Here is a 26,975-nt window from a genome sequence, read left to right as displayed (position 1 = left end):
GGATGTCAACATATCTGGCGTTGACTTTTGGCACGCTGTTGAGTTCTCAAGGAACGGACACTTCCTTCGAGCCGCTCTCACGGTCTCTCCGGGCGCTTCGTTCTTTCGTGTTACCAGCTTATCAGATATTTTCCGCTCCGTTTACCGGAGTTTCGCTTCCCTGACTCGCTTTCCTGCGGCCTTTCGGCACTCCCAGACTCTAGCAGAGTCTTTCGTGCTTCCCGGCCTCCAGGAGGCTTGTGCCGAACCGACCTGATGGCCCGTCCGACGCTCCGAACTTTAGCCGAGCCCCGCCCCGAAAGGCGAATCCGACCCAATCCACTAAACGCACACACACCAATTAATCGCACTGGAATACGCCGAAGCGAAACCCATGGCGATGCAGAGGAAGGTGTTTCGTGGAGTGGCCGCCCCGGGACCGTCCGCGCTGACTGCGTGTCCGGTGCTCCCTGCCGAGCGACTAGTCAACACTACGGGTACCGGGCGGGAGAGGCAAATCCCCCACGCGGACGGTTCTCGTGCAGAACGCGCGGGCCGCCTTCACGTACTCGCCGTTGGGGTGGTCGTTCGAGGTGACACGGTGTCGGGCCTCGGTCTCGGGGCGGCCGCCGGCCATGTGCCGCTGCAGGAGCCGGATCTCGCGCTCCGCGTCCGGCGTGTCGACGTACCAGAGTTCACGCAACAGGCCGCGGGCCTCCGGCCAGGGGGTGTCGGTGGATGCGAGGTAGTTGCCCTCGGTGACGATGAGGCGGGCCTGTGGTGCGACGACGTGGCGGGCGGCCACCGGCTCGTCCAGGTCCCGGTCGAAGTCGGGTACGTAGATCTCCCGGAACCGGTCCTCGGTCACACGCCTGAGCAGTGCGACGTACCCGTGCGCGTCGAAGGTGGCCGGGGCTCCCTTGCGGTGTCGCAGGCCGAGGCGGTCGAGCTGTCCGTTGGAGAGGTGGAATCCGTCCAGCGGGAGGTAGGCCGCGCTGGTGGGGCCCTCGGCGCGGCGGACCTCGGCGACCAGGTGCCGGGCCAGGGTCGACTTGCCCGCTCCGGGCGGGCCGGTGAGGCCGAGGATCGTACGACTGCCACTGCCGGGCCCGTGCAGGAGGCGGAGTGCTTGCGCGGTCAGGGCCGCCGGGTTGTCGTCGTGCATGTCCGCACCCTACTCAGGCCCCGTTGGGACTCAGGCACGGCCGGACTCACGAGCCGCCGGACTCGGGAGCCGCCGGCCGGGCTGGGCTCACGGGCGTTCCGCCAGTGCCGGCAGCTCCAGGGTGAGGGCCCCGGCATCGGCGTCGAGCAGGGCGGGGACACCGAGCGGCACGGTGAGGGTGGACGGGCTGTGGCCGAAGCCGAGTTCCCAGAGGACGGGCACGCCGAGGGGGCCGAGGCGGTCGAGCATGACCTCCCGCACGCGTTCGGGCCGCCCGCAGCCCTCCCAGGAGCCGAGCGCGACGCCGGCCACGCCCTCCAGGGCGCCGGACCGCAGGAGCTGGGTGAGGATGCGGTCGAGCTGGTAGGGCTGCTCGTTGACGTCCTCCAGGACGAGGACGGTGCCCTCGAAGGAGGGCCGTGCGCCGGGGGTGCCCCGGTCCGCCACCAGGACGGAGGCGCAGCCGCCCGCCGTGATGCCGCGGGCCTGCCCCGGGATCAGGGCGGTGGCGGTGGCCGAGGTGAGGACGGTGGCGGCCGCCGGGTCGAAGAGCGTCCGGCGCAGGTGTTCGGCGGTGGGGCCGTCCGTGACGAAGGAGGCAGCCGCGGCCATCGGGCCGTACAGGGTGGCGACGCCGATCCGCTGGGCGAAGGCCTCGTGCAGTGAGGTGGCGTCGCTGAAGCCGACGAGCACCTTGGGCGGCACCGCCCGCATGGCCGACCAGTCGAGCAGGTCGGCCATGCGGTGGACGCCGTACCCGCCGCGGGCGCAGATGACGGCGGCGACGCCGGGGTCGAGCCAGGCGGACTGGAGGTCGGCGGCCCGGTCGGCGTCGCGGCCGGCGAGGTGGCCGAGCCGCGGGTGGGTGTCGAGGACGTGGGCCGCCACCTCCACCTCCAGCCCCCAGGAGCGCAGGATCGCGCAGCCGGCGTTGAGGCGGACGGCGTCGATCGGGCTGCTGGGGGCGACGACGGCGACCCGGTCCCCCGGGGCGAGGCGGGGCGGCCGGGTCAGTCCGCCGGCAGAGCCGCCCAGAAGTGCGGGTGTCTGCTCGGGCGTGTGCTCGGGCGTGTGCTGAGCCATCGCCAGGTCCTCCCCAGAAAGAATGTCGGCTGTACAAGGTATGCCCCGGCCGGGCTCAGACCGATCCCACCGACCCCATCGCGACCCGGACCTCGGCGAGGGTGGCGTCGGCCACCGCGTTGGCCCGCTCCGCTCCGGTGCGCAGCACGTCCCGGAGGTAGGAGCGGTCGGCGGCGAGTTCGGCCCGGCGGGCGCGGATCGGACGCAAGTGCTCGTTGACCGCTTCGGTGACGGTGCGCTTCAGTGCTGCCGCGCCGCCGTCCCCGGTCTCCTCGGCGATCTGCTCGGGGGCCCGGCCCTGGCAGAGCGCGGCGAGCAGGAGCAGGCCGGCCACTCCGGGACGGCCGGCGGGGTCGTAGGTGATCCGGCGGTCGGCGTCCGTCCGGGCCGCCCGGATGAGCCGGGCCGTCTCGTCCTCGTCGGCGGCGAGCGGGACGGCGTTGCCGCGGCTCTTGCTCATCTTGGTGCCGTCGGTGCCGAGCAGCAGCGGTGCGTCGGAGAGGAGTGCCTCGGGTGCCGGGAAGATGCCTTCGCCGTAGCGCTCGTTGAAGCGGCGGGCGACGGTGCGGGCGATTTCGAGGTGCGGCAGCTGGTCCTGGCCGACGGGTACCAGGCCTGCCTTGCAGAACAGGATGTCGGCGGCCTGGTGGACGGGGTAGGTGAACATCAGGCCGCTCACGGCGGACTGCCGGGAGTGCGCGATCTCGTCCTTGACGGTGGGGTTGCGGCTGAGTTCGGCGACGCTGACCAGGCTGAGGAAGGGCAGCAGCAGTTGGTTGAGGGCGGGCACGGCGCTGTGGGCGAAGATCGTGGCGCGGTCCGGGTCGAGGCCGGTGGCGAGATAGTCGGCGACCAGGCCCTCGCTGTGTTCGGTGAGCCGGTCGGCGACGTCGCGGTCGGTGATGACCTGGTAGTCGGCGACGACGACGAAGAGTTCGGCGCCCTGGCGCTGGAGCCGGACCCGGTTCTGCAGGGTGCCGAAGTAGTGGCCGAGGTGCAGCGGGCCGGTCGGGCGGTCGCCGGTGAGGACACGGCGGCCGGCGACGTCGGCGGCCGGTTCGTGGTGCCGGGTGGTGGTGGTCATCGCGGGGTTCTCCTCCGGTGGGTGCCTGCCGTCCGGCGGAGGCCTGCAGCGGGGAGGGGAAATGCCGCAGGGCCGTCCGTTCGGACGGCCCTGGGTCATGTCTGGGGTGGCCGTCCTAGGACGGCCACCAGCTCAGGCATGCGAAGCGCTTCATGGGGTCGAGCATAGCGGGGTAGCCAGGGAGGACCGGGCGGGATCAGTCCTCGACGATGAGGGCCGGGGTGTCCCTGCGGAGCGTCTCGCCGCGGAAGAACTCGGGCCGCTGGATGCCGTACCCGAGCATCAGGACGACACCCAGGAGCAGGATGCCGACGCCGATGACGAAGACCGAGCCGATGCCGAACAGGGCGCCGCCGCCGTAGCCGGTGTCCCAGGCGTCGGTGAGGGTCTTGAGGAAGACGCCGGCCAGCAGCAGTCCGCCGAGCAGCGGGGCGAGGCCCTTGAGCACCAGGTCGCGTGCGCTGCGGCGCAGGTCGTGGCGGAAGTACCAGGTACAGGCGAAGGCCGTCAGCGCGTAGTAGAAGCAGATCATCAGGCCGAGGGCCTTGATGGTGTCCTGTACGACGTGGTCGCTGATCAGCGTCATGCCGACGTAGAAGGCGGCGGTGGCGATGCCGGCCGCGACGGTGGCGTAGCCGGGGGTGCGGTGCTCGGGGTGGACGCTGCCGAAGCGCGGCGGGACGGCCTTGTAGGCGCTCATCGCGAGCAGGGTGCGGGCCACCGGGATGAAGGTGGTCTGCAGGCTCGCGGCGGCGCTGGCGACCACGGCCAGGAAGAGCAGGATGCTCCACGGGGAGCCGAGCACGGGCCGGGCGAGCGCGGCGAAGACGTTGTCGGCGGTGTCCGGGTTGCCGAGCCCGGTGCCGGTGCTGCCGACGCCGGCGAACATCTGGGCGGCGATGGCGACCAGCAGGTACGAGGTGACCAGGGTGACCATCGAGATCATCGCGGCCCGGCCGGGGGTCTTGGCACTGCCGAGGGTCTCCTCGTTCATGGTGAGGCAGGTGTCCCAGCCCCAGTACATGAAGATCGACAGCGACAGGCCGGCCGTGAAGGCGCTGAACGAGCCCACTTCGAGGGGGTTGAGCCAGCTCGGGGAGAAGCCGACCGAGTGCGGCAGGTCGCCGGAGGCGGCCTTGCTGACGGCGATGCCGGCGAACAGCAGCAGGACGGCCAGTTGGAGCCCGACCAGGCCGTACTGGAACCACTTGGTGGCGGTCATGCCCCGGTAGCTCATCGCGGTGGCGGCGGCGATCAGGGCGACGACGGTGAGCAGGTGGACGGCGGTGTTGTCGCCGAGGCCGGCCACCGCCGGGCTGCCGGTCATCTCGCCGAGCATCAGGTAGAGGAAGTCCGTCGCGACGCCGGCCAGGTTGGACAGCACGATGATCGTCGCGACGGTCAGGCCCCAGCCCGCCATCCAGCCGATCCGCGGACCGAAGGCCTTGACCGTCCAGGTGAAGGAGGTGCCGCAGTCGGGGACGGCCTTGTTGAGCTCCTTGTACGCGAACGCGACGAGCAGCATCGGCAGGAAGCCGGCCAGGAACACGGCCGGCATCTGGACGCCGACGGCGGTGACGGTGGGCCCGAGGGTCGCGGTGAGGCAGTAGACCGGGGCGACCGTGGAGACGCCGAGGACGACGCTGCCCAGCAGTCCGACGGAGTTGCCGCGCAGGCCTTTGCCCTCCCCGGCCGCCGGGGCGTCGTCGCCGGTGCCACTGTCCGGGGCGCCTGTCGGGACGGTGGGCGCCGTTGCCCGTCCGCTGCTGCCGTGCTCCGAGAGCTGCTGATCAAACACCCCGGCACCCTAAGTACAGGGGTGGAGTGCTGTGTAGTCCTGGCCCGGGTGATCTGAACCACTGTCTTCGAATCGAGCGAATATCTTGCACTTATCCGATGAGATACCTATGTAGTGAGCGTGTTAGCCTTCGTTTTGAAGGATTTGACGACTGGCAATTCATCACCTATGTACCAGTTTGAGATGAGTTGACCAGGGCGTTTGGCGACCTGCGGTCAGCCGGGGCGTCACGGTCGGATAGGTTTGCCTCACCTAACCGGACCCTGGTGCTTGCGCACCGGCCGTCGCACGAGGAGCACCGCGTGGCCCCCACCCCTGCCGACCAGACCGCCTCCCGCACATCGCGGCGGCGGTTCCTCGCCGCCGGCCTGACCGGCGGCGCCGTCCTGGCCCTCGGCGGGCTGCTCAGCGCCTGCGGCAGCTCCGGGAACTCCACCGGCAGCGCGAAGGCGTCCTCCGGCGCGACCACGGGTGCCTCGCCCGACCAGAAGTCCGTGAAGCAGGGCGGCGACGACTACGCCACCGTGCTCGACCAGATGAAGAGCTTCGGCACCGACGCGGCCCCCGGCGTCTACCCGCGCACCATCAAGCACGCTCTCGGCGAGACCGTCATCCCCGCCAGGCCCGTACGGGTCGTCGTCCTGGACACCGGCGAACTCGACAACGTCGTCTCGCTCGGCATCCAGCCCGTCGGCATCGTCTACACCGACGGCTCGAAGACGCTGCCGTCCTACCTCAAGGACAAGGCCGGCAGCCCGGCCAACGTCGGCACCATCAGCAGCCTCAACCTGGAGGCCATCGCCGCGCTCAAGCCCGACCTGATCCTCGGCAGCCAGCTGCGCGCCCAGGACCAGTACGCCTCGCTCTCCAAGATCGCGCCGACCGTCTTCTCCGTCCGCCCCGGCTACCCGTGGAAGGAGAACTTCGTGCTCAACGCGAGCCCGTTCGGCCTCCAGGCGGAGGCCGAGGCGCAGCTCGCCGCGTACCGGAGCGCCGCCGCCGCCATCGGCGCCAGTGTCACCCAGAAGCCCACCATCAGCCCGCTGCGGTTCATGCCCGGCAAGACGCGCCTGTACGCCGAGCTGTCCTTCATCGGCACGATCCTCGCCGACATCCCGCTCCCGCAGCCCAAGATCGAGCAGGTCAAGGAACTCGCGGTCGAGATCAGCCCCGAGCAGATCGACAAGGCCGACGCGGACTGGGTCTTCTACGGCGTGTACGGCACCCCGAGCGCCACCAACCAGGACGCCGTGCTGGGCGGTCCGCTGTGGAAGACCCTCGGCGCGGTCAAGTCCGGCCAGGCCCGGCCGGTCTCGGACGAGACCTGGTTCCTCGGCCTGGGCGTGATGGCCGCCAACGTGGTGCTGAGCGACCTGAAGGGGTTCGTCGCGCCCGCCGGCTGAGGCAGCCGCTCCCGGGACTCCCCCAGGGCTCCGTACCCCTCCCTCTTGGAGCTTGATCCCGGGGTGCGGCAGGATCGACCCGACCGCACCCCGGAGGGCCCGTGCCGATGAGCTCGCTCGACCAGACCGAATCCGATCCGCTGCGCCCCGGCCGCTCCTCCGCCGTGGAGCGCGGCGCGGTGTGCTCGGTCACGGCCGGCGCCCCGGACCACGCCTTCGGGCCCGGCGTCGGTGCGTCGGTACCGCCGCCCCGGTCCGCGGACGGGCGGGTGCCCGACCGGCGGGTGCCCGACGCGGGGGATGCGGGCGCGAGCGCCGTCACGGCCGCCAACCTCCGTACCGGGCTCGGCGCCAGGCTGCGGGCCGCGTACGAGCGGGGCACGACGATCGACGAGCTCTCGGCCGCCTGCCGGCGCTCCCCCGCCGACGTGCGGGAGCTGCTCGCCCGCGCCGGGACGGACCTGTCGCCCGCGGCCGCCGAGGCCGCCGTCGAGATCGCCGCCGGCCGCCGGAACCGGCCCATCAGCCGCTGGGCACTGCCCGCCGCGCCCGTCCCCTCCGCCGCACCGCCGGACCAGGGACCGCCACGGGTCAAGCGGCCCTCTCCGGCACGTCGGCTGAGCCGGCTCCACCACCGTGGCGAGGAGCGGCCCGACGCCCGCCCGACGCCCCCCACGGCCGGCGGAACCGACGGCAGCGGACCGGTTGTCGCCGGACGTCCGCCCGCGGCGGCCCCGCTGGGCGTACTGATCGGCGGGACACCGAAACTGCCGGATCCGGCGAGTCACCCGGGCGGGCAGCGGTACGTCCTGGTGGACGCCCGGATCATCCGGCCGGGCCGGGGCACCAGCCTGGTCGTCCTGCCCGCCTGGCGGGAGGCGATCGCGGTGTCCGTCCCGACCGAGCGGCTGCTGACGGCGACCGGCCTCGGGTTCGACGACCTGCCGGGCGCCGAGCTGTCCGTGCTGATCAACCCCGAGGCGCTGCACGACCGCGAACTCGCCCTGCACGGCTGGCGCGCCGGCCCTGCAACCGGCCCTACCGGGGCGGCCGCGCGGGGCCGGGGCCGGACCGGCTGAGCCCGGTTCAGCCCGGGTCAGCCCGGGGTCGCGGGCCGCAGGCCGTTGGGGACGAAGCCCAACTCGACCGGTTCGACCGGTCCGCCGTCCACGGCCCAGCTCCGACCCACTGCGGCCAGCAGGGAGGGAAGTTGGGGCGGCCAGAGCGCGTCGGTCCGCTCGTTCGCGAGGTCGGCCGGGCTCCACCAGCGCCAGCCGATGATGCCGTCCTCGGCGTGCACGGCGCTGACGTCGCCGACCGGTCCGCGGCGCGGGCCCCGGGTCAGGAAGATGTGCTCGTGCTGGCGGACGGGGATGCCGTGCCAGGTGAAATCGTGCTCCCAGGTGCAGAGCAGCGGGCCGGGTGCGAGGTCCGTCCAGCCGGTCTCCTCCCGGAGTTCGCGCCGGGCCGCCTCCTGCGGGGTCTCGCCGTCCTCCATGCCGCCGCCGGGCATCGTCCAGTGCACGCCGACCTCGCGGTTGTCGGAGCGGAGCAGGAACACCGATCCGTCCTGGTCCAGCACCACGGTTCGCGCCGCCCGCCGGGGAGTCCGGCCACGGCGCCACCCAGGAATTCGCATCCGCCCACCCTCGCAGAGGCCCGCCACAGCCGTCGAGCGTGATCCGGGCGCGACCGCGGGGCGGCCCGGTCCGTACGCTGAGCCCCATGGCCGTCCCCGCGATCCTGTTCCCCGCCGACCCGCTCGCCCCGCGCCGGCCGGACCCGCACTTCGCCCTGGAGGCCCGGCTGGTGCGGGAGTCGGGCGGCGCGTACGCCCTGGTCGACCACGACGCGCTGCTCGCCGGCGACGCCGCCGGGGCCGTCGGCCGGGTGCCCGTCGGGCTCGGCCCGCTCTGGTACCGGGGCTGGATGATCCCCGGGCCGGCGTACGCCGGCCTCGCCGCCGCGCTCGACGGGCGCGGTGGAGCACTGCTCACCAGCCCGGCCGGATACCTCTCGGCACACGAACTGCCCGGCTGGTACGAGGTGTTCGAGGGGGCGACGCCGTCCAGTGTGTGGATCCCGGTCAGCTCCCCCGGCTGCGTGCCGGACGCCGGTGCGCTGGCGAGCGCCGCCGCCCGGCTCGGCGGCAGCGGGGCCGCGATCGTCAAGGACTACGTGAAGTCCCGCAAGCACGAATGGGACGAGGCCTGCTACGTGCCCGAGTTGGGCGACCTGCCGACGCTGGCACGGGTGGTCGCGCGGTTCGTCGAACTGCAGGACGACTTCCTGGCCGGCGGCGTGGTGCTGCGCCGCTTCGAGGACTTCGCCCGCACCGAGGACGGCCGGGCGGCGGAGGCCCGGGTCTGGTGGCTGGACGGCGAAGCCGTCCTGGTCGGCCCGCACCCCGACACCCCCGGGCACTCGCCCGAGCCGGACCTCGCCGGCGTCCGCCCGCTGGTGCGCGCCCTCGGCTGCCGCTTCGTCACCACCGACCTCGCCCTGCGCGCCGACGGCGCCGGCTGGCGGGTGGTCGAGGTCGGCGACGGCCAGGTCAGCGACCTCCCGGTCGGTGCGGACGCCGCCGCCCTCCTCGGCGCACTGCTGGCGGCCTGAGCCGGCGAGGGGCCGGCCCTACCGCCCGACGGGCTGCGGCGCCGGGTGACCGTCGGCCGTGAACGCCGCCCACAGCTTCGCGTACGTGCCGCCCCGGGCCAGCAGCTCCGTGTGGGTGCCGTCCTCGACGATCCGGCCGCGGTCCAGGACGACGATCCGGTCGGCCCGCTCGGCCGTGGTCAGCCGGTGGGCGATGACCAGGGTGGTGCGGCCCCCGGTCAGCCGGTCGGCGGCGTGGTTGACCGCCGCCTCGGTGGCCAGGTCGAGAGCCGCCGTGGCCTCGTCGAGGAGCAGCACGTCCGGGTCCACCAGCTCGGCCCGGGCGAGCGCGATCAGCTGGCGCTGGCCCGCCGAGAGGTTGCGCCCCCGGCCGGTGACCTCGTGGTCGTAACCGCCCCGCAGGCCCATGATCATGTCGTGCGCGCCGACCGCCCCGGCCGCCGCCCGCACCTCGGCGTCGGAGGCCGAGGGCCGCCCGTACGCGATCGCCTCCCGGACCGTCCCCGCGAAGAGGTACGCCTCCTGCGGGACGACGCCGAGCCGGTGCCGGTACTCGGCGAGGTCGTACCGGGTGATGTCCACGCCGTCGACCCGGACGGTGCCACTGGTCGCGTCGTAGAACCGGGCGACGAGCTTGACCAGCGTCGACTTGCCGGCCCCCGTCTCACCGACCAGCGCGACCGTCTGCCCCGCCGGGATGTGCAGGCCGACGCCGGACAGCACCTCCGGATTGCCGGCGCCGCCCCCGTTGTACGCGAAGCCGACGTCGTCGAAGTCGATCTCGCCGCGCAGCGTCGTCACCGGCACCGGGTCGGCGGCGACGGCCGTGTTGGTCGGGGTGCGCAGCAGTTCGCGGATCCGGCCGAGGCCGACAGCCGCCTGCTGGTAGCCGTCGAAGACCTGCGAGAGCTGGTTGACCGGTGCGAAGAACAGGTCGATGTAGAGCAGGTAGGCGACCAGCGCGCCGACGGTGAGCGTGCCCGACTCGACCCGCGAGGCGCCCGCGATCAGCACCAGCGCAGCGGCCACGCTGGAGAGGAACTGGACGAACGGGAAGTAGATCGAGATGTAGAGCTGCGCCCGCACCCGGGCGTCGCGGTAGGCGACCCCGCGGGCGACGAAGCGGGTGGTGTTGGTGTCCAGCCGGCGGAACGCCTGGACGATCCGCATCCCCGCGACGTTCTCCTGGAGGTCGGCGTTGACCGTGCTGATCAGGTCCCGGGAGATCTCGTACTGGGCCTTGGACTTCCGGCGGAAGACCAGCGTCGCCACGATCAGGAACGGCAGCACGGCGAAGACCACCAGCGCCAGGCCCGCGTCGATCACCAGCAGCGCGGCGAAGATCCCGAAGAAGGTGAGCAGGCTGACCACGGCCGTGACGACACCGGTCTGCAGGAAGCTCGTCAGCGAGTCGAGGTCGGTGGTCATCCGGGTCAGGATGCGGCCGGAGAGCTCGCGCTCGTAGTAGTCCAGGCCGAGCCGGTTGAGGTGCGCGAAGATCTTGATCCGCAGGGTGTAGAGGACCCGCTCGCCGGTGCGCCCGCTGACCCGGCTCTCGGCGGCCTGCACCAGCCAGTCCAGCGCGACGACGACCAGGGCGGCCAGCGCGGCGACGGTGACGCCGGCCATCGCGGCCTTCGTGACGCCGTCGTCGATGCCGTGCCGGATCAGGATCGGCAGCACCAGGGCGGCGCCCGCGTCCAGCGCGACCAGCAGCAGGGCCAGCGCGAGCGGACGGCGGAACGGTGCCAGCAGGCGGCGCAGTGTGAAGTCCGGGTCACCGGCCTCGGCCTCGGCGAGTGCGACGGCCGGGGTGTCGGTGGCGGGCGGCAGTGCGGCGACCTTGGCGAGGAGGTCGGGGCTCGCCGTCCGGGCGGCACGGGCCAGGGCCTTCGTCGCGCCGGCCGGTACGGGGGTGCTCTCCCCTTCGGTACCGCTCTCGCCCTCGATGCTGCTGTTGTTCTCGGTGCTGCCGTTGTTCACGGCACCGCTGTTGTTCACGGCGCTGCTGTTGCTCTCGGCGCCGCTGTCGGCAGGGGGCTGCTGTCCGGCCGTGGCCGGGACTGCGGCGGGGGTCTTCGCGAGGCCCTCAGCGGGGGCGGCCGGCCTGCCGGCCTCGTGGTCGGAGATCAGGGCGCGGTACTGGGGACATCGGCCGTCCAGTTCCTCGTGCGTACCGATGTCCACCAGCCGGCCCTGGTCGAGCACGGCGATCCGGTCGGCCAGTTGCAGCGTGGAGCGGCGGTGCGCGATCAGAAGCGTCGTCCGGCCGGACATCACCGAGCGGAGCGCGTCGTGGATCTCCGCCTCGATCTGCGGGTCGACGGCCGAGGTCGCGTCGTCCAGCAGCAGGATCCGCGGGTCGGTCAGGATCGCCCGGGCGAGCGCGATCCGCTGGCGCTGGCCGCCGGAGAGGGTGAGGCCCTGCTCGCCGACCCTGGTCTCGTAGCCGTCCGGCAGCTCGCGGACGAACGCGTCGGCCTGGGCCGCGCGCGCGGCCGCCTCGATCTGCTCGTCGGTCGCGTCCGGCCGACCGTACGCGATGTTGGTCCGGACGCTCTCGGAGAACAGGAAGCTCTCCTCCGGCACGATGCCGACCGCCGAGCGGACGGAATCGAGCGTGAGGTCGCGAAGATCGTGCCCGTACAGCCGGACCGTGCCCGCCGTCGGGTCGTAGAAGCGAGGGACGAGCTGCGCCACGGTGGACTTGCCCGAACCGGAGGAGCCGACCAGCGCGAGTGTCTCACCCGGGGCGAGCCGCAGGCTGAGGCCGTGCAGGACGGGCGTCGGGTGCTCCGGGTCGTAGCGGAACTCGACCTGGTCGAACTCCAGGGCGGGAGTGCCGGCGTCCGTCCTCCCGTGCGGCGCCACCGGGCCGACCGGGTCCAGGACGTCGAGTGCGGTCGCGTCCGGGCGCTCCTGGACGAGCGGCCGCTCGTCGACCAGCTGGAGCACCCGCTCGACACCGGCCCTGGCCTGCTGGCCGACGGTGATCACCATGCTGAGCATCCGGACCGGACCGGTCATCTGCGCCACGTAGGTGGAGAACGCCACGAACGTGCCCAGCGAGACCCGGCCGTCCACGGCCAGCCAGCCGCCGAAGGCCAGCACGGCGACCTGGGCGAGCGCCGGAATGGCCTGCATCGCCGGGTTGTAGCGGCTGGTGAGCCGGATCGAGCGCAGCCGCGCCCCGAACAGGTCCCGGGAGGCGGCCTCCAGCTTGCCCAGTTCCTGGGCCTCCTGCCCGAAGCCCTTCACCACCCGGACGCCGCCGACGGCCTCGTCGACCACACCGGCGACGGCCGCCGCCTCCTGCTGCGCGGCCCATGTCGCCGGGAACAGCCGCTTGCGGCTGAGCAGCGAGATCCACCACAGGGCGGGGCCCATCACCAGGGCGATCAGGGTCAGCGGCGGCGACAGCCACAGCATCACCAGGAACGACATCACGAACATGACCAGGTAGCCGGTCATCATCGGCAGCATCGACAGCAGACCGTTGATCAACTGGAGGTCCGAGGTGGCCCGGCCGACCACCTGGCCGGTGTCCAGGCGGTCCTGGCGGTGGCCGTCCAGCCGCCCGAGCGAACGGAAGAGGTCGCTGCGCAGATCGTGCTGGACGTCGAGGGCGAGCTGCCCCCCGTAGTACCGGCGGACCTGGGTGCAGACGAAGACGAGCACGGCGGCGAGCAGCAGGGCCACCGCCCAGGGGCCCAGCGAGCGGGTGTGAGCGGTGATGACGTCATCGATGATCAACTTGGTGATCAGCGGAACGAGCGCGGTGACGGCCATGCCGACGAGCGAGGCTCCGAACGCCAGCAGCACGTTGCGGCGGTACCGCCAGCAGTAGCCGGTGAGGCGGCGGAGCCAGCCCGGACCTGCGCCGCCGTCGCCCGCCGTGCCGTCGCCGGGGGCGCCGCTGTCCGAGCCGGCCCGACGGGCGGCGCCGCCACCGGGGGACAGCTCCGCCGTGGATCCGTGAGTGTCAGACATATTTAGGGATACTAACCATTTCGTCACGTGACCGTCCACGCGAATCCGGCCGGGACGGCCGAACCCGCAGGCCGGCGGGCAGCCGGGCCGACGGTGGCACCAACAGCCATCGGTCGCCGGTGATTCCTCGGGCGGTCCGGCCCGTCACCAGCCTGGACGATGCACCCGGGTCAGCGCACCCTCCCGACGGCCCCCGTCCGGCCGCCCATGGACCTAGGCCTCCTGTCCGACCCGGCTCCGGGAGATCCGGCGGGGGCCGGCGGGAAGGGACCTGCGGGAGGGAGCCCGAGGGCCCGGTCGAAGGGGGCCGACGGGAGCCGGTCGGAGCCGCCCGGGCATGCGCGACGGGCCATGAGGGACTGTGGGGGGCTACGGGGAGCTGTGGGGAGCTGTGACGGGCCGCGAGGCTCTCAGGCCACGCCGGAGCGGACCGTCGCCTGCGCGGCAGCGGCCGCGAAGGCTCCGAGGGCGAGGCCGTGCAGCAGGGCCGCCATGGCGTCGCGGGGCAGGCCGGTCCGCTCGCCGTGGGCGCCGGGGGCGCCTTGGGCGCCGTTCGGGCCGAGGCTGTGCGGGGTCGAGTTGAGCAGGCCGAAGACCGCGTGCACGGCCGCCCGCGCGACCGGCTCCTCCTCCGGGGCAGCCAGCGGCGGGAAGGACTCCCGGACGACCTCGACCCACAGTTCGACATAGCCGCGCTGCAACCGCCGGACCCGGCGGCGGTCCTCCTCCTTGAGGTGCAGCAGTTCGCGGTCGTGCAGCGTGATCAGGTCGCGGTCGTCCAGCGCGAAATCCACGTGGCCGCGGATCAGCGCGTCCAGGGTGTCCCGCGCGCCCGCCGCGCCCGCGTCGTCGGTGGCGGCGCCGGCCCGACGGCGGCCCTCCTCCAGCAGTCGCTCGCTGATGCCGATCAACAGGTCGGCGAGCATCGCGTCCTTGCCGGCGAAGTGCCGGTAGAGCCCGGGGCCGCTGATCCCGACCGCCTTGCCGATCTCGTCCACACCCACACCCAGGAAACCCCGCGCGGCGAACAGGCGCGCGGCCTCCTTGCGGATCTGGTCACGGCGTGGGAGCGCGGGGGCAGCGGGGACGTTCGACATGCTGCCCATCGTAGACAGTCGGGTTATCGCCCGTTAACCTGGCCGCAGGAGTTAACGCTCATTAACTTGGGGGTTGCGGGCTCATCCTGCCCTGCCGCCCACCTGGTTCCGAGGGCAAGGGAGCTCTTGGGATGGTCTTCTCAACCGCCGGTGTACCCACCGGCGCTTTCGGCGGTCCGAACGCGGGCCCGGGCGCGCGTCCATCCACGGCGTCGCCCGGCGCTCCGGGCCGTGCCGCCGCCGACGGTGCCCCGGCACCCCGGCTCGGCACCGCCGCCGACCCCGGCTCGGAGAGCTTCCGGGCCAACACCACCGCCCACGAGGCCCTGGTCGCCGAACTGCGCGACAAGCTCGCCGCCGCCGCGCTCGGCGGCGGGGCCAGGGCCCGCGACCGGCACACCTCGCGCGGCAAACTCCTCCCCCGCGACCGGGTGGACACCCTGCTCGACCCGGCCTCCCCCTTCCTGGAACTGGCCCCGCTGGCCGCCGACGGCATGTACGACGGCGCGGCACCCGCCGCCGGCGTCATCGCGGGCATCGGCCGGGTGGCCGGGCGCGAGGTCGTGGTGGTCGCCAACGACGCCACCGTCAAGGGCGGCACGTACTACCCGATGACGGTGAAGAAGCACCTCCGGGCCCAGGAGGTGGCGCTGGAGAACCGGCTGCCCTGCATCTACCTGGTCGACTCCGGCGGCGCCTTCCTGCCCATGCAGGACGAGGTCTTCCCCGACCGGGACCACTTCGGCCGGATCTTCTACAACCAGGCCCGGCTCTCCGCCGCGGGCATCCCGCAGATCGCGGCCGTCCTGGGCTCCTGCACCGCGGGCGGCGCGTACGTACCCGCGATGAGCGACCAGGCGGTGATCGTCCGCAACCAGGGCACCATCTTCCTCGGCGGCCCGCCGCTGGTGAAGGCGGCGACCGGTGAGGTGGTCACCGCGGAGGAGCTGGGCGGCGGCGACCTGCACTCCCGGACCTCGGGCGTGACGGACCACCTGGCCGAGGACGACGCCCACGCCCTGTCCATCGTGCGGACGATCGTCGCCGGACTCGGCCCGCGCCCGGCCAGGCCCTGGCCGCTCGGCCCGGCCGAACCCCCGGCCGTGGACCAGGCGAGCCTGTACGGCGCCGTGCCGGTCGACCCGCGCACGCCGTACGACGTGCGCGAGGTGATCGCACGGTTGGTCGACGGCAGCCGCTTCGCCGAGTTCAAGGCCGAGTACGGCGCCACCCTGGTGACCGGCTTCGCCCGGATCCACGGCCACCCTGTCGGCATCATCGCCAACAACGGCGTGCTGTTCTCCGAGTCGGCCCTCAAGGGCGCCCACTTCATCGAGTTGTGCGACCAGCGCGGCATCCCCCTTGTCTTCCTGCAGAACATCACCGGCTTCATGGTGGGGCGGCAGTACGAGGCCGGCGGCATCGCCAAGCACGGCGCCAAGATGGTCAACGCGGTGGCCTGCACCCGCGTCCCCAAGCTGACGGTGGTGATCGGTGGCTCGTACGGTGCCGGCAACTACTCGATGTGCGGCCGGGCGTACTCGCCGCGCTTCCTGTGGATGTGGCCCGGGGCGAAGATCTCCGTGATGGGCGGCGAGCAGGCGGCCTCCGTCCTCGCCACCGTCCGACGCGACCAGGTCGAGGCGCAGGGCGGCGAACCGTGGGCGGCCGAGGCCGAGGAGGAGTTCAAGCGGCCCGTCCGTGAGCAGTACGAGCGCCAGGGGAACGCGTACTACGCCACCGCCCGGCTCTGGGACGACGGGGTCATCGACCCGCTGGACACCCGGACGGTGCTCGGCCTCGCCCTCACCGCCTGCTCCAACGCACCGCTCCCCGCCCCCGCACCGTACGGCGTCTTCCGGATGTGAGGCCCCGGCGCCGCGGCATCGCGGCGCCACCGGCCTCCCGGCACCCGGTGCCCGGTGCCTCCGCTCGTCCCGCTCGCCTCGCTCGTTTCTCTCGCACCACTCGTATCTCTCGTACGGCTCCCCTCGACCCGGAGGAACGCCTCCCATGTTCGACACAGTTCTGGTCGCCAACCGTGGCGAGATCGCCGTCCGGGTGATCCGGACCCTGCGCCGGCTCGGCGTGCGCTCGGTCGCCGTGTTCAGCGACGCGGACGCGGACGCCCCGCACGTCCGCGAGGCCGACCTCGCGGTGCGACTGGGGCCGGCCGGCCGCAGCGACAGCTCCGCCGCCGAGACCTACCTGCGGACCGACCAGATCCTCGCCGCGGCTGTGCGCACCGGCGCCCAGGCCGTCCACCCGGGCTACGGGTTCCTGGCGGAGAACGCGTCCTTCGCGCGCGCCTGCGCCGACGCCGGCCTGACGTTCATCGGCCCTCCTCCCGCAGCGGTCGAGCTGATGGGCGACAAGATCAACGCCAAGGCGGCCGTCCGGAGCGCCGGTGTCCCCGTGGTCCCCGGCAGCCGGGACACCGCGCCCGGCGATGCCGAACTCACGGCGGCCGCGACCGCGATCGGCTACCCCGTCCTGCTCAAGCCCTCGGCCGGCGGGGGCGGCAAGGGCATGCGACTGGTCCGCGACCCGGCGGACCTTCCGGCCGAGATCGAAGCGGCGCGCCGAGTCGCCCGCATCGCCTTCGGCGACGACACCCTCCTGCTCGAACGCTGGATCGACCGGCCCCGCCACATCGAGGTGCAGGTACTGGCCGACACCCACGGCAGTACCGTCCACCTCGGCGAACGCGAGTGCAGCCTGCAGCGCCGCCACCAGAAACTGATCGAAGAGGCTCCCTCCGTTCTGCTCAATGCCGAGACCCGCGCAGCGATGGGTGCGGCCGCCGTCCGAGCTGCCGAGGCCTGCGGCTACACCGGGGCCGGCACCGTGGAGTTCATCGTTCCCGGTCTCGACCCCACGGCCGCCGAGCCGCCCTCCGGCGTCCTGGACTTCTTCTTCATGGAGATGAACACCCGCCTCCAGGTGGAGCACCCCGTCACGGAACTCGCCGTCGCCATCGGCCGCCACACCCCGGACCCGCGACGGCTGGACCTCGTCGAGTGGCAGCTCCGGATCGCCGCCGGCGAAGCCCTGTCCTTCACCCAGCCGGACGTCTCCTTCCTGGGCCACGCCATCGAGGCCCGGATCTGCGCCGAGGACCCAGAGCGGGACTTCCTCCCGACCGGCGGCCGCATCCTGCTCCTGGACGAACCGCAGGGCGAAGGCATCCGGGTCGACTCGGGTGTCGGCCCGGGCACCGTGATCACCAGTGCCTACGACCCCATGCTGGCGAAGGTGATCGCGTACGGACCGGACCGGCCGACCGCCCTGCGCAGGCTGCGCAGCGCCCTGGCGGACACCCGGATCCTCGGCGTCACCACCAACAGCGGCTTCCTGCGACGACTGCTCGCACACCCCGACGTCGTCGCAGGACGCCTCGACACCGGCCTGGTCGAGGAAACCGCCCAGCAGACCCCTGTACTGCTGGCCTCTCCCTACTCCCCGGCCGCACTCGGCTCTCAGACCGCTCTCGGTTCTCCGGCTGATCCCGGTTCTCCGGCCGATCCCAGCGCCTCGCCCGCTCCGACGCCGGCGCACCTCCTCTACTTCGCAGCCGCGCTCGCACGGCATCTGGACCTCGCGGTGCAGGCCTCGCCCGAGGGCTGGACCGATCCCTTCTCCCTCCCGTCCGGCTGGCGTCTCGGTGGATCGCCCGCCTGGACCACCCACCGATTCCGGGCCCCCGGCCAGGATCCCGTCTCGGTGAGCGTTCGTCCCGTCACTGCGAGCAACGTAGCCGAGGCCACTGACAATCCTTCGGACTCCTCCCCCGACCTGCACGTCCGCCTCGACGACGGCCCCGTCCACCGGGCCCGCGCCGTCCGGTCCGGCCCACGACTGCACCTCACCGTCGACGGCCTGCAGACGACGTTCGCACACGCCACTGACAATGCGTCAGGCGCGACCGCCTCGGGCCCGGTGACCTGGCTGGGCATCGACGGCGACACCTGGGCCCTGCATCCGCACGACCCGGCCGATGTGCGGGCCGCCGGGGCCGGCGCGCACCACGGCGCGCTGACCGCCCCCATGCCGGGCACCGTCACCGTCGTCAAGACCGCGGCCGGAGAGGCGGTCCGCCGTGGCCAGGCCCTGCTCGTCCTGGAGGCGATGAAGATGGAGCACGTGATCGCGGCTCCGCACGACGGCGTGGTGAGCGAACTCAGGGCCGTCGCCGGCGCCACCGTGGCGATGGAGGAACTCCTCGTCGTCGTGACACCGCAGGACGAGCCGGCTTCCGCTCCGCTCGACGGGCCCGCGGACGGCTCCACCCCCCGCTCCACCGACCGCTCCTCTGACCGTTCCTCTGACGACCCCGCAACCGGCCCGACCGGCTCCGCCGACGTAGCTGCGGGGGTGACGTCGTGACCGCCGCCGGACGCGAACCGGATGCGCTCGACCTCGGCCTCCCCGCCCCGGTGCGGGACCCGGCCCTGCCGGCCGAGGTCCGGATCCACGAGGTCGGGCCGCGCGACGGGCTGCAGAACGAGAGCGCGCTCGTCCCGGTCGAGGTGAAGGCCGAGTTCATCACCCGACTCGCCGCGGCGGGGCTGCGGACGGTGGAGGCCACCAGCTTCGTCCATCCCAAGTGGGTACCGCAGCTCGCGGACGCCGAGGACCTGGTGCCCCGGCTCGCCGCCCTGCCGGCCCGCCACCCCGGGCTGCGCCTGCCCGTCCTGGTGCCCAACGAGCGCGGGCTGGAGCGCGCGCTGGCCCACCGCGTCACCGACATCGCGGTGTTCGCCAGCGCCACCGAGACCTTCGCGCGCCGCAACCTCAACCGCTCCGCCGACGAGGCGATGGCGATGTTCCGGCCGGTCGTCCGGCAGGCCGGTGAGGCCGGGCTGCGGGTTCGCGGCTACCTGTCGATGTGCTTCGGCGACCCCTGGGAGGGGCCGGTACCGCCCGCCCAGGTGATCGGCTTCGGGGTGCGGCTGCTGGAGATGGGATGCACCGAGCTCAGCCTCGGCGACACCATCGGCGTGGCCACCCCGGCCCAGGTCACCGCCCTGCTGGACGGCTTCGTACAGGCCGGCGTGCCGGTCGGCCGGCTCGCCGTCCACTTCCACGACACGTACGGCCAGGCGCTCAGCAACACGCTCTCGGCCCTGCGCAGCGGGGTGACCACGGTGGACGCCTCCGCGGGCGGCCTCGGCGGCTGTCCGTACGCGAAGAGTGCCACCGGCAACCTCGCCACCGAGGATCTGGTCTGGATGCTGCACGGCCTCGGCATCGGCACCGGGGTCGACCTCCGCGAACTGGTCGCCACCAGCGCGTGGATGGCGGAGCGCCTCGGCCGTCCCAGCCCGTCCCGTACCGTCCAGGCCCTGACCGGCGGCGGGGCCTGACTCCCGGCCCCACCCCGGCCGCAGCGCACACGCTCCACGCCCCGACCGGCACGCCTGTCACACCATCGGACCGGCGCCGACTCATCCACTCAGCCCGCGGCAGACCCCGCCGGGCCCCAGGAGGATCACCATGATCGATCACCGGCTGGATTCCGAGTACGAGGAACTGCGCCGCACCGTCGCCGAATTCGCCCAGGACGTGGTGGCCCCGAAGATCGGGGAGTTCTACGAGCAGGGGGAGTTCCCGTACGAGATCATCAAGGAGATGGGCCGGCTGGGCCTGTTCGGCCTGCCCTTCCCGGAGGAGTACGGCGGCATGGGCGGTGACTACTTCGCGCTCTGCCTCGTGCTGGAGGAGCTCGCCAGGGTCGACTCGTCGGTGGCGATCACCCTGGAGGCGGCCGTGTCGCTCGGGGCCATGCCGCTCTACCGCTTCGGCACGGAGGCCCAGAAGCGCGAGTGGCTGCCCCGGCTGACGTCGGGTGAGCTGCTCGGCGCCTTCGGCCTGACCGAGCCCGAGGGCGGTTCGGACGCCGGCGCGACACGCACGACGGCCCGGTACGACGAGGCCACCGACGAGTGGGTCATCAACGGCACGAAGTGCTTCATCACCAACTCGGGCACCGAGATCACCGGCCTGGTCACGGTGACCGCGCTCACCGAACCGATCGCTCGTTCGAGTGAAGAGGGACAGGATCTCTCGCCACAGCGGGAGATCTCCTCCATCATCGTGCCCACCGGAACCCCGGGCTTCCAGGTATCGAAGAAGTACTCCAAGGTCGGGTGGAACGCATCCGACACCCGTGAACTGTCCTTCACCGACTGCCGCGTCCCCGCGGCCAACCTGCTGGGCGAGCGCGGCCGCGGCTACGCCCAGTTCCTGCGGATCCTCGACGAGGGCCGCATCGCCATCGCAGCCCTGGCCACCGGCCTGGCCCAGGGGTGCGTCGACCAGTCACTCGGCTACGCCGGTACGCGCCGCGCCTTCGGCCGCACCATCGGCGCCAACCAGGTCATCCAGTTCAAGCTCGCCGACATGGAGATGCGCGCGCACACCTCCCGCCTGGCCTGGCGGGACGCCGCCTCCCGGCTGCTGCGCGCCGAGCCGTTCAAGAAGGAGGCCGCCATCGCGAAGCTGTACTCCTCGGAGGCCGCCGTCGACAACGCACGGGAGGCCACCCAGATCCACGGCGGGTACGGCTTCATGAACGAGTTCCCGGTCGCCCGGTTCTGGCGCGACTCCAAGATCCTCGAAATCGGGGAGGGCACCTCGGAGGTTCAGCGCATGCTCATCGCCCGGGAGTTGGGCATGAAGTCCTGATCGTGCCGAGAGCGGCGACCGGGGCACGCGCCGCCCGGGCGGCGCGTCCCCGGGGCCGTGACTCCTGAAGCGGCCTCAGGGGATCACGATGACCGGCCGGTTGGCCCGGCGTGCCAGCCTGCCGGACACCGAACCGAAGATCTTTCCCAGCAGTCCGTGCGTACTCCCCACCACGATGGCGTCGGCGGCGTACTCCCGCCCGACCTCCTCGATCTCGTGACAGATGTCCCCGCCACGCTCGACCAGGATCCACGGAACACCGGAGAGGAAGTCCGCGCACGCCAGCTCCAGCCCTATGACCTCCGTACGGTGGTCCGGCAGATCGACGAAGACGGGAGGCTCGCAGCCGGCCCAGACCGTGGCCGGCAGGCGGTTCGCCACATGCACGATCACCAGGCCGCACTGCGAACGACGGGCCATTCCCACCGCGTAGGCGAGTGCCCGCTCGCTGGACAGTGAGCCGTCGAATCCCACCACCACACCGTGCTGGAACGCGGGGTCGCACGGACGCACGGCCTCAGCCTGCGTTGCCGGCCGCTCGGGCAGGCCGGCCGCGTCGGGCAGGCCCGCGCGCTCGGCGCCCGGACCGAAGCGTTCTGTCACGGCTCGCTCCGTACGGTTCCGGTCGTCCTCACCGCGCTGGTGGGGCTTGGGCCGGTTGCGGCGCACGATGCCACGCACCCGGACCGCGAAGGATTCTCCGCCGCTCGCGACACCGGGAGGGCGGTTGCCGATCCACGGCGCGACGCTATCCGCGCCGACCGGTCGGGAACGCTCAGTACCAGCCATGGCTCAAGGCTCTTCGCATGAGATGGGCCGACAGGGAAGGACAACGCTGCCCAGGCGGCAGGCCCGCCCACGGCACGAAATCGGACTGTGCCGAGCACCACCGTATGTGACCTGTTCCTTTCAGAGTACGACGGGGAGGAGACCCGGCCCAGCGGCAGAGCCCCCGATCGACAACGTTCCCGCGAACGGAGGCGGCGCGCGCCGGGCTCGACGCGCCCCCCGGCGCAAGCAGTCGTACCCCTGTACGAGACAGGGGTTCCCTGGAGCTTGACTGAGGAGTCCCGACGATGCAACAGGCCGGGCACACACCGTGACCGGACTGTCATCGAGCGGTAGATCGAGCACGGATTCCGTTCGCCCACCCACTTCTCCGACACGAGCCTCCGGGGCACCCGATCCTCGGCTGCCCCCGCACTCCCGGCGATCACACCGGCGATCCGCGCAGCAGCCCGGACCGCCTCCACCACCCCGGCCGATCGACCAGCCCCGTGACCCAATGCATCCATTTCAGCCAATTCGCACCGGTTCACGACGTCACTTGGCAATTGCCAGGTGCATACATGGCAAGCGCTGGCAGCATGCACGCCATGCCGCTGCTGCTGCTCGACCTCGACAACACCCTGCTGCCGCGGGACGCGGCCTTCCGGGCCTGGGCCCAGGACTTCCTGGCCGAGCGCGGACTGCCCCCCGCCGAACTCGACTGGCTCACCACGATCGACGGCGGCGGCTACGTGCCGCGGAGCACCGTACTGTCGGCGGCCAGGCGTCGCTACGGCCTCGACCACTCTGTCGAATTTCTGCTCGCCCACTACCGACGCGGCATCAACTCCTACATCAGCTGTCCCACGCGACACATCGACGCGCTGCGCGCGGCCCGGCTCGCGGGGTGGACACTCGGCATCGTCAGCAACGGCGGAACCCGCCCGCAGCTCGAAAAGATCCGCCGTACCGGGCTCGGGCCGCTGGTGGACGGCTGGGTCATCTCCGAGGAGGCCGACTGCATCAAACCGGACCCGTTGATCTTCGAGATCGCGGCCCGACGCTGCGGGGTGGCGCCCACCGGCGACTGGGCGACGCACACCTGGATGATCGGCGACCACGCCCCGGCAGACATCGCGGGTGCCGAACTCACCGGCCTGCGCAGCGTCTGGCTGCACCACGGCCGTCCCTGGTCGGAACCCGGCTACCGGCCGACGCTCAGCGCCCCGGGGCTCCCCGAGGCCGTCGGCCTGGTCCTGACCGCACTCAACGCACAGTGCCCGCACCCGGGCAAGGTCAGCCGCCCACGGTCCGAGGCCGGAGCGGCAGCATCAGGCAACCGCCCCACTCGCAGCGCCGGCTCCACCCCGGAAACGAACCCGGTCGCCACAATCGCCACAACCGCACCCGGCGCCACCACCCCGGCCACCCCGGCCACCCCGATCCCGGCCACCGCAACCTCAGCCGCCACCGGCCCGACCGCACCCACCGCGCCGGGCGCCACGACGGCCACCTCGCCGAAGGCCCGGGCGAGAACCCGCTTCGCCACCCCCGCCTCGTCCCTCTCTCCTCGTCCAGCCCCGGCGTCGGCTTCGGGACCGGCGTCCGCGTTGGGACCGGTGTCCGCGTCGGCGTCGCGACGGGCGTCGGCGTCGGCGTCGGCGTCGGCCAGCGCGAGCACAGCGACCACCGCCTCAGCCGCCAGCAGCACCTTGCACAACCGTGGCGGCGACGGCCGTGGCGACGCCTGCACCTCGGACCCCACCCCCCGACCCGGCGGCACCGTCCGACACGGCTACCTGGCGCCCGGCGCCGCCGGGTAGCCCCACCATCGGGTCACGCCCTGCTCGACGAAGCCGAGCTTCCGGTAGAGGGGCTCACCGAGCAACGTCGCCACCAGCGTCGCGGGCCGGTCCGGGTGCGCGGCCAGCGCCGCTCCCAGCAGCGCTCGGGCCACGCCCTTCGAGCGGTGCCGGGGAATCGTGGTGACCCAGTAGACGCCCACCGCGGCGCCGTCGTCGTAGGTCAGGCAGGCGCCCGCGTCCTCTCCTGCGGCACGGGCCAGCCAGCCCCTGACCCCGGGCTCGTGAAGCAGGTCCGCCGGCAGCATTCCGCCCCGGGTCCACGGTTGGCGGGCCGCCACCGGGAAGCCCTCGACCACCGTGCGCTCGACAGCGGCCAGCAGGTCCGCGTCGGACGCCCCACACACCGTCAGGCTCCGCCCGTACTGCGGGCGGCCGGACAGCGACGAAAGGCCCGCCCCCTCCGGGCCGGCCGACGCCCCCACCCGGCGAGCGGGCTCACCGCCCTCCCCCCGGGCCTCCGACTCGTCTGCCATCCGCAAGGGCTCACGGACCATCACCGCCTTTCCCAGTCCGTGGACGCATCCGAAGCGGGAGAGGTCGAGCCGTCCGTAGGGGTCTTCCAGGCACAACTGGGTCGTGGACCAAGCCTTCAGCAGGTTGTCGATATCCCGCTCAAGGACCTCGGGATCGGCGTAGGGGCGGGTGACGACCACCCGATGGGCGTCGGCACTGTCGCGCGCGCAGCGGACGGCGGTGAACTCCGGGCGCTGGAACTGCTCCCAGCCGTGGGCGCGGGCCTGGGCGAGCCAGAATCCCGCGGCGTTGTCGTTGGCCTGTTCGAGGCTGCTGAGCTTGTCCACGCCAGGACGATAGCCGGACGAACCGGTGGCTGTCAGTCGGCCCCCGGGGCTGCGCAGAGAGGGGCGAAGGGGGGCTGAAGGGGGCAAGGCAGGCGCATACTTCTACGGTGCGCGCCCCATGCATGCACCGCCGATTTTCGGTCAATTTCGCCCCAGGTCACCCCCCTTGGGCAAAGTCGCAGCCCAGAACGGCCGGCCGGGTCCGGCGGGGTGCGGCACCCACGGACAGGTCGTGCGACAACAAGCCACCGTTGCACTGGCCCCCTTCCCAGAAGGGTCGACGGGTGCCACGCTTCGTGATCGAATGCATTCACGCCAAATTGCCATGTCGACATAGCGTCGGATGGTGAACTTGTCACAAGAGCAACGGTCCACCCAGTAGATTCGATCTTGGCCAGCAGTACTGCACCACCACACCACACCACCGAGGGGGCTCGAGCGCCTTGAGCAGGGTGAGCAGGAGCGACGCGGGTCCTGACGGCGGCCGGGCCGCGACCGGCCTCACGGACCAGGCGTCGAGAGAGACCGACGCCTCGGCCGCCGCTGCCGCCTCCGCCTCCTCGGATACCGGCGCGCGCGCCGTCGGTCGCCCGCTCGGCCGCCCGCAGCCCTCCCACCCCCAGCCCGGTCAGACCAACCAGGCCGCCCAGGCAGGTCAAGCCGGCCAGGTCGGTCAGGCCGGTTCCGCCGTCCGGTCCCTGACGCCTGGCCAGTCGGGCCTCGCAAGCCAGGGCGGCCAGCCAGGACCCCCGGGGCAGTCGACCCGGGCGACGTCGCCGCTCCCTGGCCGCACCGCCGGCACGACTGCCGCCTCCTCGGCCGCCGCCGCGCAGGCCGCAGCGTCAGCAGCCGGACTTGCCGTCATGTCCGGGTCCGGGCCGGGGCCCAGCTCTGTGACCGCCTCCTCCGGCGGCCCGTCAGTTGCTCCGGGCTCCAGCCAGCTCACCTCGTCAGCGGCGGCACCAGCCGCCATGGCGACGGCAACGGCAACGGCCGTGACGCCGGCGGTGCCCGCGGTCTCCGTACTGCCCCGCAAGCTGTCGGGCCGACGACGGCGCGAGACCGTCGCCGTGCTGATCTTCGGCGGGGCCCCGATCTTCGAGAGCTCGATCCCCCTCTCCGTCTTCGGTGTCGACCGGCAGGACGCCGGCGTGCCGCGCTACCGCCTGCTGGTCTGCGCCGGGGAGGACGGTCCGCTCGCGACCACCGGCGGTCTGACTCTCACCGCCCCGTACGGCCTGGAGGCACTCGCCCGGGCCGGCACGATCGTCGTACCGGCCTGGCGTTCGATCTCCCAGCCGCCCCCGGTGGAAGCCATCGCCGCGCTGCGCAAGGCCCACCACGAGGGCGCCCGGATCATCGGCCTGTGCACCGGTGCCTTCGTGCTCGCCGCCGCCGGCCTGCTGGACGGCCGCCCTGCCACCACGCACTGGATGTACGCACCGACGCTGGCCAAGCGCTACCCCCGGGTGCACGTCGACCCGCGGGAGCTCTTCGTCGACGACGGCGACGTCCTGACCTCGGCCGGCACCGCGGCCGGCATCGACCTCTGCCTGCACGTGGTGCGCAGCGACCACGGTGCGGAGGCCGCCAACGCGCTGGCCCGCCGCCTGGTGGTGCCGAGCCGGCGCAGCGGCGGCGGGCAGGCCCAGTACATCGATCAGTCTTTACCTGAGGAAATCGGCAACGACCCGCTGGCCGAGGTGGTCACCTGGGCGCTGGAGAACCTCAACCAGCAGTTCGACGTCGAGGTGCTGGCGGCCCGCGCGTACATGAGCCGGCGCACCTTCGACCGCCGGTTCCGGACGCTCACCGGCAGCGCGCCGCTGCAGTGGCTGATCACCCAGCGGGTGCTGCAGGCGCAGCGGCTGCTGGAGACGTCGGAGCTGTCGGTGGACGATGTCGCGCGCCGGTGCGGTTTCCGCTCGCCGGTGGCGCTGCGCGGGCATTTCCGCCGCCAGCTGGGAGTCTCGCCGGCCGCCTACCGGACGAGCTACCGGGCCCGTCGGCCCGGGCCGCAGGGCTCCGGTCCGGCATCGGCGCAGTCGTCCGACCGCTTCCCCGGTACGCCCGGCGGGCTCCCGCCGGGGCTGTCCGGGCAGGCCGGCGTGCCCGCACACGCGGGGCATCCGGGGCTCCCGGGGCAGGTCGGCCATGCCCATGCGACGGCCGGCGCGGGGTCGGCCGGGCCGGGTCATGCCGCCGGGCACCCGACGCACGGCGCACCCGCGGCTGCCCAGAACGCCCTGCCCCATCAGGCACAGCACGCTCGTCAGCCGTTCCAGACCCATCCGACCCATCAGTCCCACCAGCCCTACCCCGGGCAGACGCAGCCGGTTTCCGGCCGGGGCCCCGCAGCCCGGCCACTCGTTCCCAGCCAGGCCGGGCCGGCCTCCCCGCGCCCGGCCCGAACGGTCGAGCACGCCGCGACCGAGGACGGCCAGCCCCAGCCGGGGGCTCGCGGCCAGGGTCCGGGGCAGGCGTCGGGCCAGGGCCAGGGCTACCGGGCCGGCCGGGCTCAGGCCGACCAGGGCCTCACCGGTCCGCGGCCACCCGGCCACAGCGGCGGCGACCGCAACACCACCGGCCACGGTCCGGGTGGCCACACCGCCACCGGCCACGGTCCGGACGGGCACACCG

Annotated in this window: 17 protein-coding genes and 1 pseudogene; 9 read left to right on the top strand and 9 right to left on the bottom strand. The window is 72.8% G+C overall.

Translation table 11 applies throughout. The features are described from left to right. Positions 1–460: 460 nt before the first annotated feature. The 4 genes from ACFUK0_RS24345 to ACFUK0_RS24330 form a co-directional block, all read right to left on the bottom strand. Positions 461–1,144 carry a nucleoside/nucleotide kinase family protein gene (locus tag ACFUK0_RS24345; RefSeq protein ID WP_380253604.1) on the bottom strand — a complete coding sequence of 228 codons (684 nt, stop codon included), beginning with the start codon at positions 1,142–1,144 and terminating at the stop codon, positions 461–463. Positions 1,145–1,231: 87 nt separating this feature from the next. Beyond that, the gene (locus tag ACFUK0_RS24340) at positions 1,232–2,227 is read right to left on the bottom strand and encodes an LD-carboxypeptidase (protein WP_380253602.1); all 996 of its coding nucleotides are present in this window, start codon (positions 2,225–2,227) and stop codon (positions 1,232–1,234) included. Positions 2,228–2,282: 55 nt separating this feature from the next. After that, entirely contained in the window at positions 2,283–3,311 is a 1,029-nt protein-coding gene (trpS, locus tag ACFUK0_RS24335) for a tryptophan--tRNA ligase (RefSeq protein WP_380253600.1), read from the bottom strand. A gap of 196 nt (positions 3,312–3,507) precedes the next feature. Continuing rightward, entirely contained in the window at positions 3,508–5,109 is a 1,602-nt protein-coding gene (locus ACFUK0_RS24330) for an APC family permease (RefSeq protein ID WP_380253598.1), read from the bottom strand. A gap of 302 nt (positions 5,110–5,411) precedes the next feature. On the opposite strand from ACFUK0_RS24330, the gene ACFUK0_RS24325 reads away from it, so the two are divergent. Together ACFUK0_RS24325 and ACFUK0_RS24320 are read left to right on the top strand one after the other, a co-directional pair. Next, positions 5,412–6,512 (top strand): ABC transporter substrate-binding protein, encoded by a 1,101-nt coding sequence (locus tag ACFUK0_RS24325; protein WP_380253596.1) that lies wholly within the window; start codon positions 5,412–5,414, stop codon positions 6,510–6,512. 107 nt (positions 6,513–6,619) lie between these two features. Beyond that, positions 6,620–7,591 carry a hypothetical protein gene (locus ACFUK0_RS24320; protein WP_380253594.1) on the top strand — a complete coding sequence of 324 codons (972 nt, stop codon included), beginning with the start codon at positions 6,620–6,622 and terminating at the stop codon, positions 7,589–7,591. A 17-nt stretch (positions 7,592–7,608) separates the two neighbouring features. Here ACFUK0_RS24320 and ACFUK0_RS24315 read toward each other — a convergent pair whose 3' ends face one another. Then, positions 7,609–8,151, bottom strand: a complete 543-nt coding sequence (locus tag ACFUK0_RS24315) for an NUDIX hydrolase (RefSeq protein ID WP_380253592.1) — start codon at positions 8,149–8,151, stop codon at positions 7,609–7,611. Positions 8,152–8,237: 86 nt separating this feature from the next. On the opposite strand from ACFUK0_RS24315, the gene ACFUK0_RS24310 reads away from it, so the two are divergent. Continuing rightward, positions 8,238–9,128: an ATP-grasp domain-containing protein gene (locus tag ACFUK0_RS24310; RefSeq protein ID WP_380253590.1), complete on the top strand. Its 891-nt coding sequence runs from the start codon at positions 8,238–8,240 to the stop codon at positions 9,126–9,128. Between the two features lie 18 nt (positions 9,129–9,146). Here ACFUK0_RS24310 and ACFUK0_RS24305 read toward each other — a convergent pair whose 3' ends face one another. Together ACFUK0_RS24305 and ACFUK0_RS24300 are read right to left on the bottom strand one after the other, a co-directional pair. Further along, entirely contained in the window at positions 9,147–13,118 is a 3,972-nt protein-coding gene (locus tag ACFUK0_RS24305) for an ABC transporter transmembrane domain-containing protein (protein WP_380253588.1), read from the bottom strand. 410 nt (positions 13,119–13,528) lie between these two features. Further along, positions 13,529–14,224 (bottom strand): TetR/AcrR family transcriptional regulator, encoded by a 696-nt coding sequence (locus tag ACFUK0_RS24300; RefSeq protein WP_380253586.1) that lies wholly within the window; start codon positions 14,222–14,224, stop codon positions 13,529–13,531. Positions 14,225–14,346: 122 nt separating this feature from the next. Here ACFUK0_RS24300 and ACFUK0_RS24295 point away from each other — a divergent pair, with 122 nt between their 5' ends. The 4 genes from ACFUK0_RS24295 (at position 14,347) to ACFUK0_RS24280 (ending at position 20,902) form a co-directional block, all read left to right on the top strand. Further along, entirely contained in the window at positions 14,347–16,083 is a 1,737-nt protein-coding gene (locus ACFUK0_RS24295; protein WP_380253584.1) for a carboxyl transferase domain-containing protein, read from the top strand. A gap of 145 nt (positions 16,084–16,228) precedes the next feature. Then, a complete protein-coding gene (locus ACFUK0_RS24290) occupies positions 16,229–18,601 on the top strand; it encodes an acetyl/propionyl/methylcrotonyl-CoA carboxylase subunit alpha (RefSeq protein WP_380253582.1) in 2,373 nt (790 codons plus the stop codon). Further along, complete coding sequence (locus tag ACFUK0_RS24285; RefSeq protein WP_380253580.1) at positions 18,598–19,581, top strand: hydroxymethylglutaryl-CoA lyase; 984 nt, start codon at positions 18,598–18,600, stop codon at positions 19,579–19,581. The genes ACFUK0_RS24290 and ACFUK0_RS24285 overlap by 4 nt, the downstream gene beginning before the upstream one ends. A 133-nt stretch (positions 19,582–19,714) precedes the next feature. Further along, a complete protein-coding gene (locus ACFUK0_RS24280; protein WP_380253608.1) occupies positions 19,715–20,902 on the top strand; it encodes an acyl-CoA dehydrogenase family protein in 1,188 nt (395 codons plus the stop codon). A 75-nt stretch (positions 20,903–20,977) separates the two neighbouring features. Here ACFUK0_RS24280 and ACFUK0_RS24275 read toward each other — a convergent pair whose 3' ends face one another. Then, on the bottom strand, positions 20,978–21,466 hold the full coding sequence (locus ACFUK0_RS24275; RefSeq protein WP_380253606.1) for a universal stress protein: 489 nt from the start codon (positions 21,464–21,466) through the stop codon (positions 20,978–20,980). 785 nt (positions 21,467–22,251) lie between these two features. On the opposite strand from ACFUK0_RS24275, the gene ACFUK0_RS24270 reads away from it, so the two are divergent. Then, positions 22,252–23,493 (top strand): HAD-IA family hydrolase, encoded by a 1,242-nt coding sequence (locus ACFUK0_RS24270; RefSeq protein WP_380253578.1) that lies wholly within the window; start codon positions 22,252–22,254, stop codon positions 23,491–23,493. Here the strand turns inward: ACFUK0_RS24270 and ACFUK0_RS24265 are convergent. Next, complete coding sequence (locus ACFUK0_RS24265) at positions 23,466–24,335, bottom strand: GNAT family N-acetyltransferase (protein ID WP_380253576.1); 870 nt, start codon at positions 24,333–24,335, stop codon at positions 23,466–23,468. The genes ACFUK0_RS24270 and ACFUK0_RS24265 overlap by 28 nt on opposite strands. Before the next feature lie 971 nt (positions 24,336–25,306). Between ACFUK0_RS24265 and ACFUK0_RS24260 the strand changes: the two are divergent. Further along, positions 25,307–26,482, top strand: a pseudogene (locus ACFUK0_RS24260) (helix-turn-helix domain-containing protein); the annotation flags it as partial. Between the last annotated feature and the right edge of the window lie 493 nt (positions 26,483–26,975).

Source organism: Kitasatospora sp. NPDC057223, from assembly GCF_042669755.1.
Taxonomy (GTDB): Bacteria; Actinomycetota; Actinomycetes; order Streptomycetales; family Streptomycetaceae; genus Kitasatospora.
Note: the sequence above shows the minus strand (reverse complement) of the source record. Positions and strands in the feature narration are given on the sequence as shown.

Coding starts and splice junctions, on each gene's coding strand:
- ACFUK0_RS24270 (WP_380253578.1), top strand. CDS start 22,252: ATGGCAAGCGCTGGCAGCATGCACGCCATGCCGCTGCTGCTGCTCGAC.
- ACFUK0_RS24300 (WP_380253586.1), bottom strand. CDS start 14,224: ATGGGCAGCATGTCGAACGTCCCCGCTGCCCCCGCGCTCCCACGCCGT.
- ACFUK0_RS24340 (WP_380253602.1), bottom strand. CDS start 2,227: ATGGCTCAGCACACGCCCGAGCACACGCCCGAGCAGACACCCGCACTT.
- ACFUK0_RS24305 (WP_380253588.1), bottom strand. CDS start 13,118: ATGTCTGACACTCACGGATCCACGGCGGAGCTGTCCCCCGGTGGCGGC.
- ACFUK0_RS24290 (WP_380253582.1), top strand. CDS start 16,229: ATGTTCGACACAGTTCTGGTCGCCAACCGTGGCGAGATCGCCGTCCGG.
- ACFUK0_RS24295 (WP_380253584.1), top strand. CDS start 14,347: ATGGTCTTCTCAACCGCCGGTGTACCCACCGGCGCTTTCGGCGGTCCG.
- trpS (WP_380253600.1), bottom strand. CDS start 3,311: ATGACCACCACCACCCGGCACCACGAACCGGCCGCCGACGTCGCCGGC.
- ACFUK0_RS24345 (WP_380253604.1), bottom strand. CDS start 1,144: ATGCACGACGACAACCCGGCGGCCCTGACCGCGCAAGCACTCCGCCTC.
- ACFUK0_RS24315 (WP_380253592.1), bottom strand. CDS start 8,151: ATGCGAATTCCTGGGTGGCGCCGTGGCCGGACTCCCCGGCGGGCGGCG.
- ACFUK0_RS24310 (WP_380253590.1), top strand. CDS start 8,238: ATGGCCGTCCCCGCGATCCTGTTCCCCGCCGACCCGCTCGCCCCGCGC.
- ACFUK0_RS24320 (WP_380253594.1), top strand. CDS start 6,620: ATGAGCTCGCTCGACCAGACCGAATCCGATCCGCTGCGCCCCGGCCGC.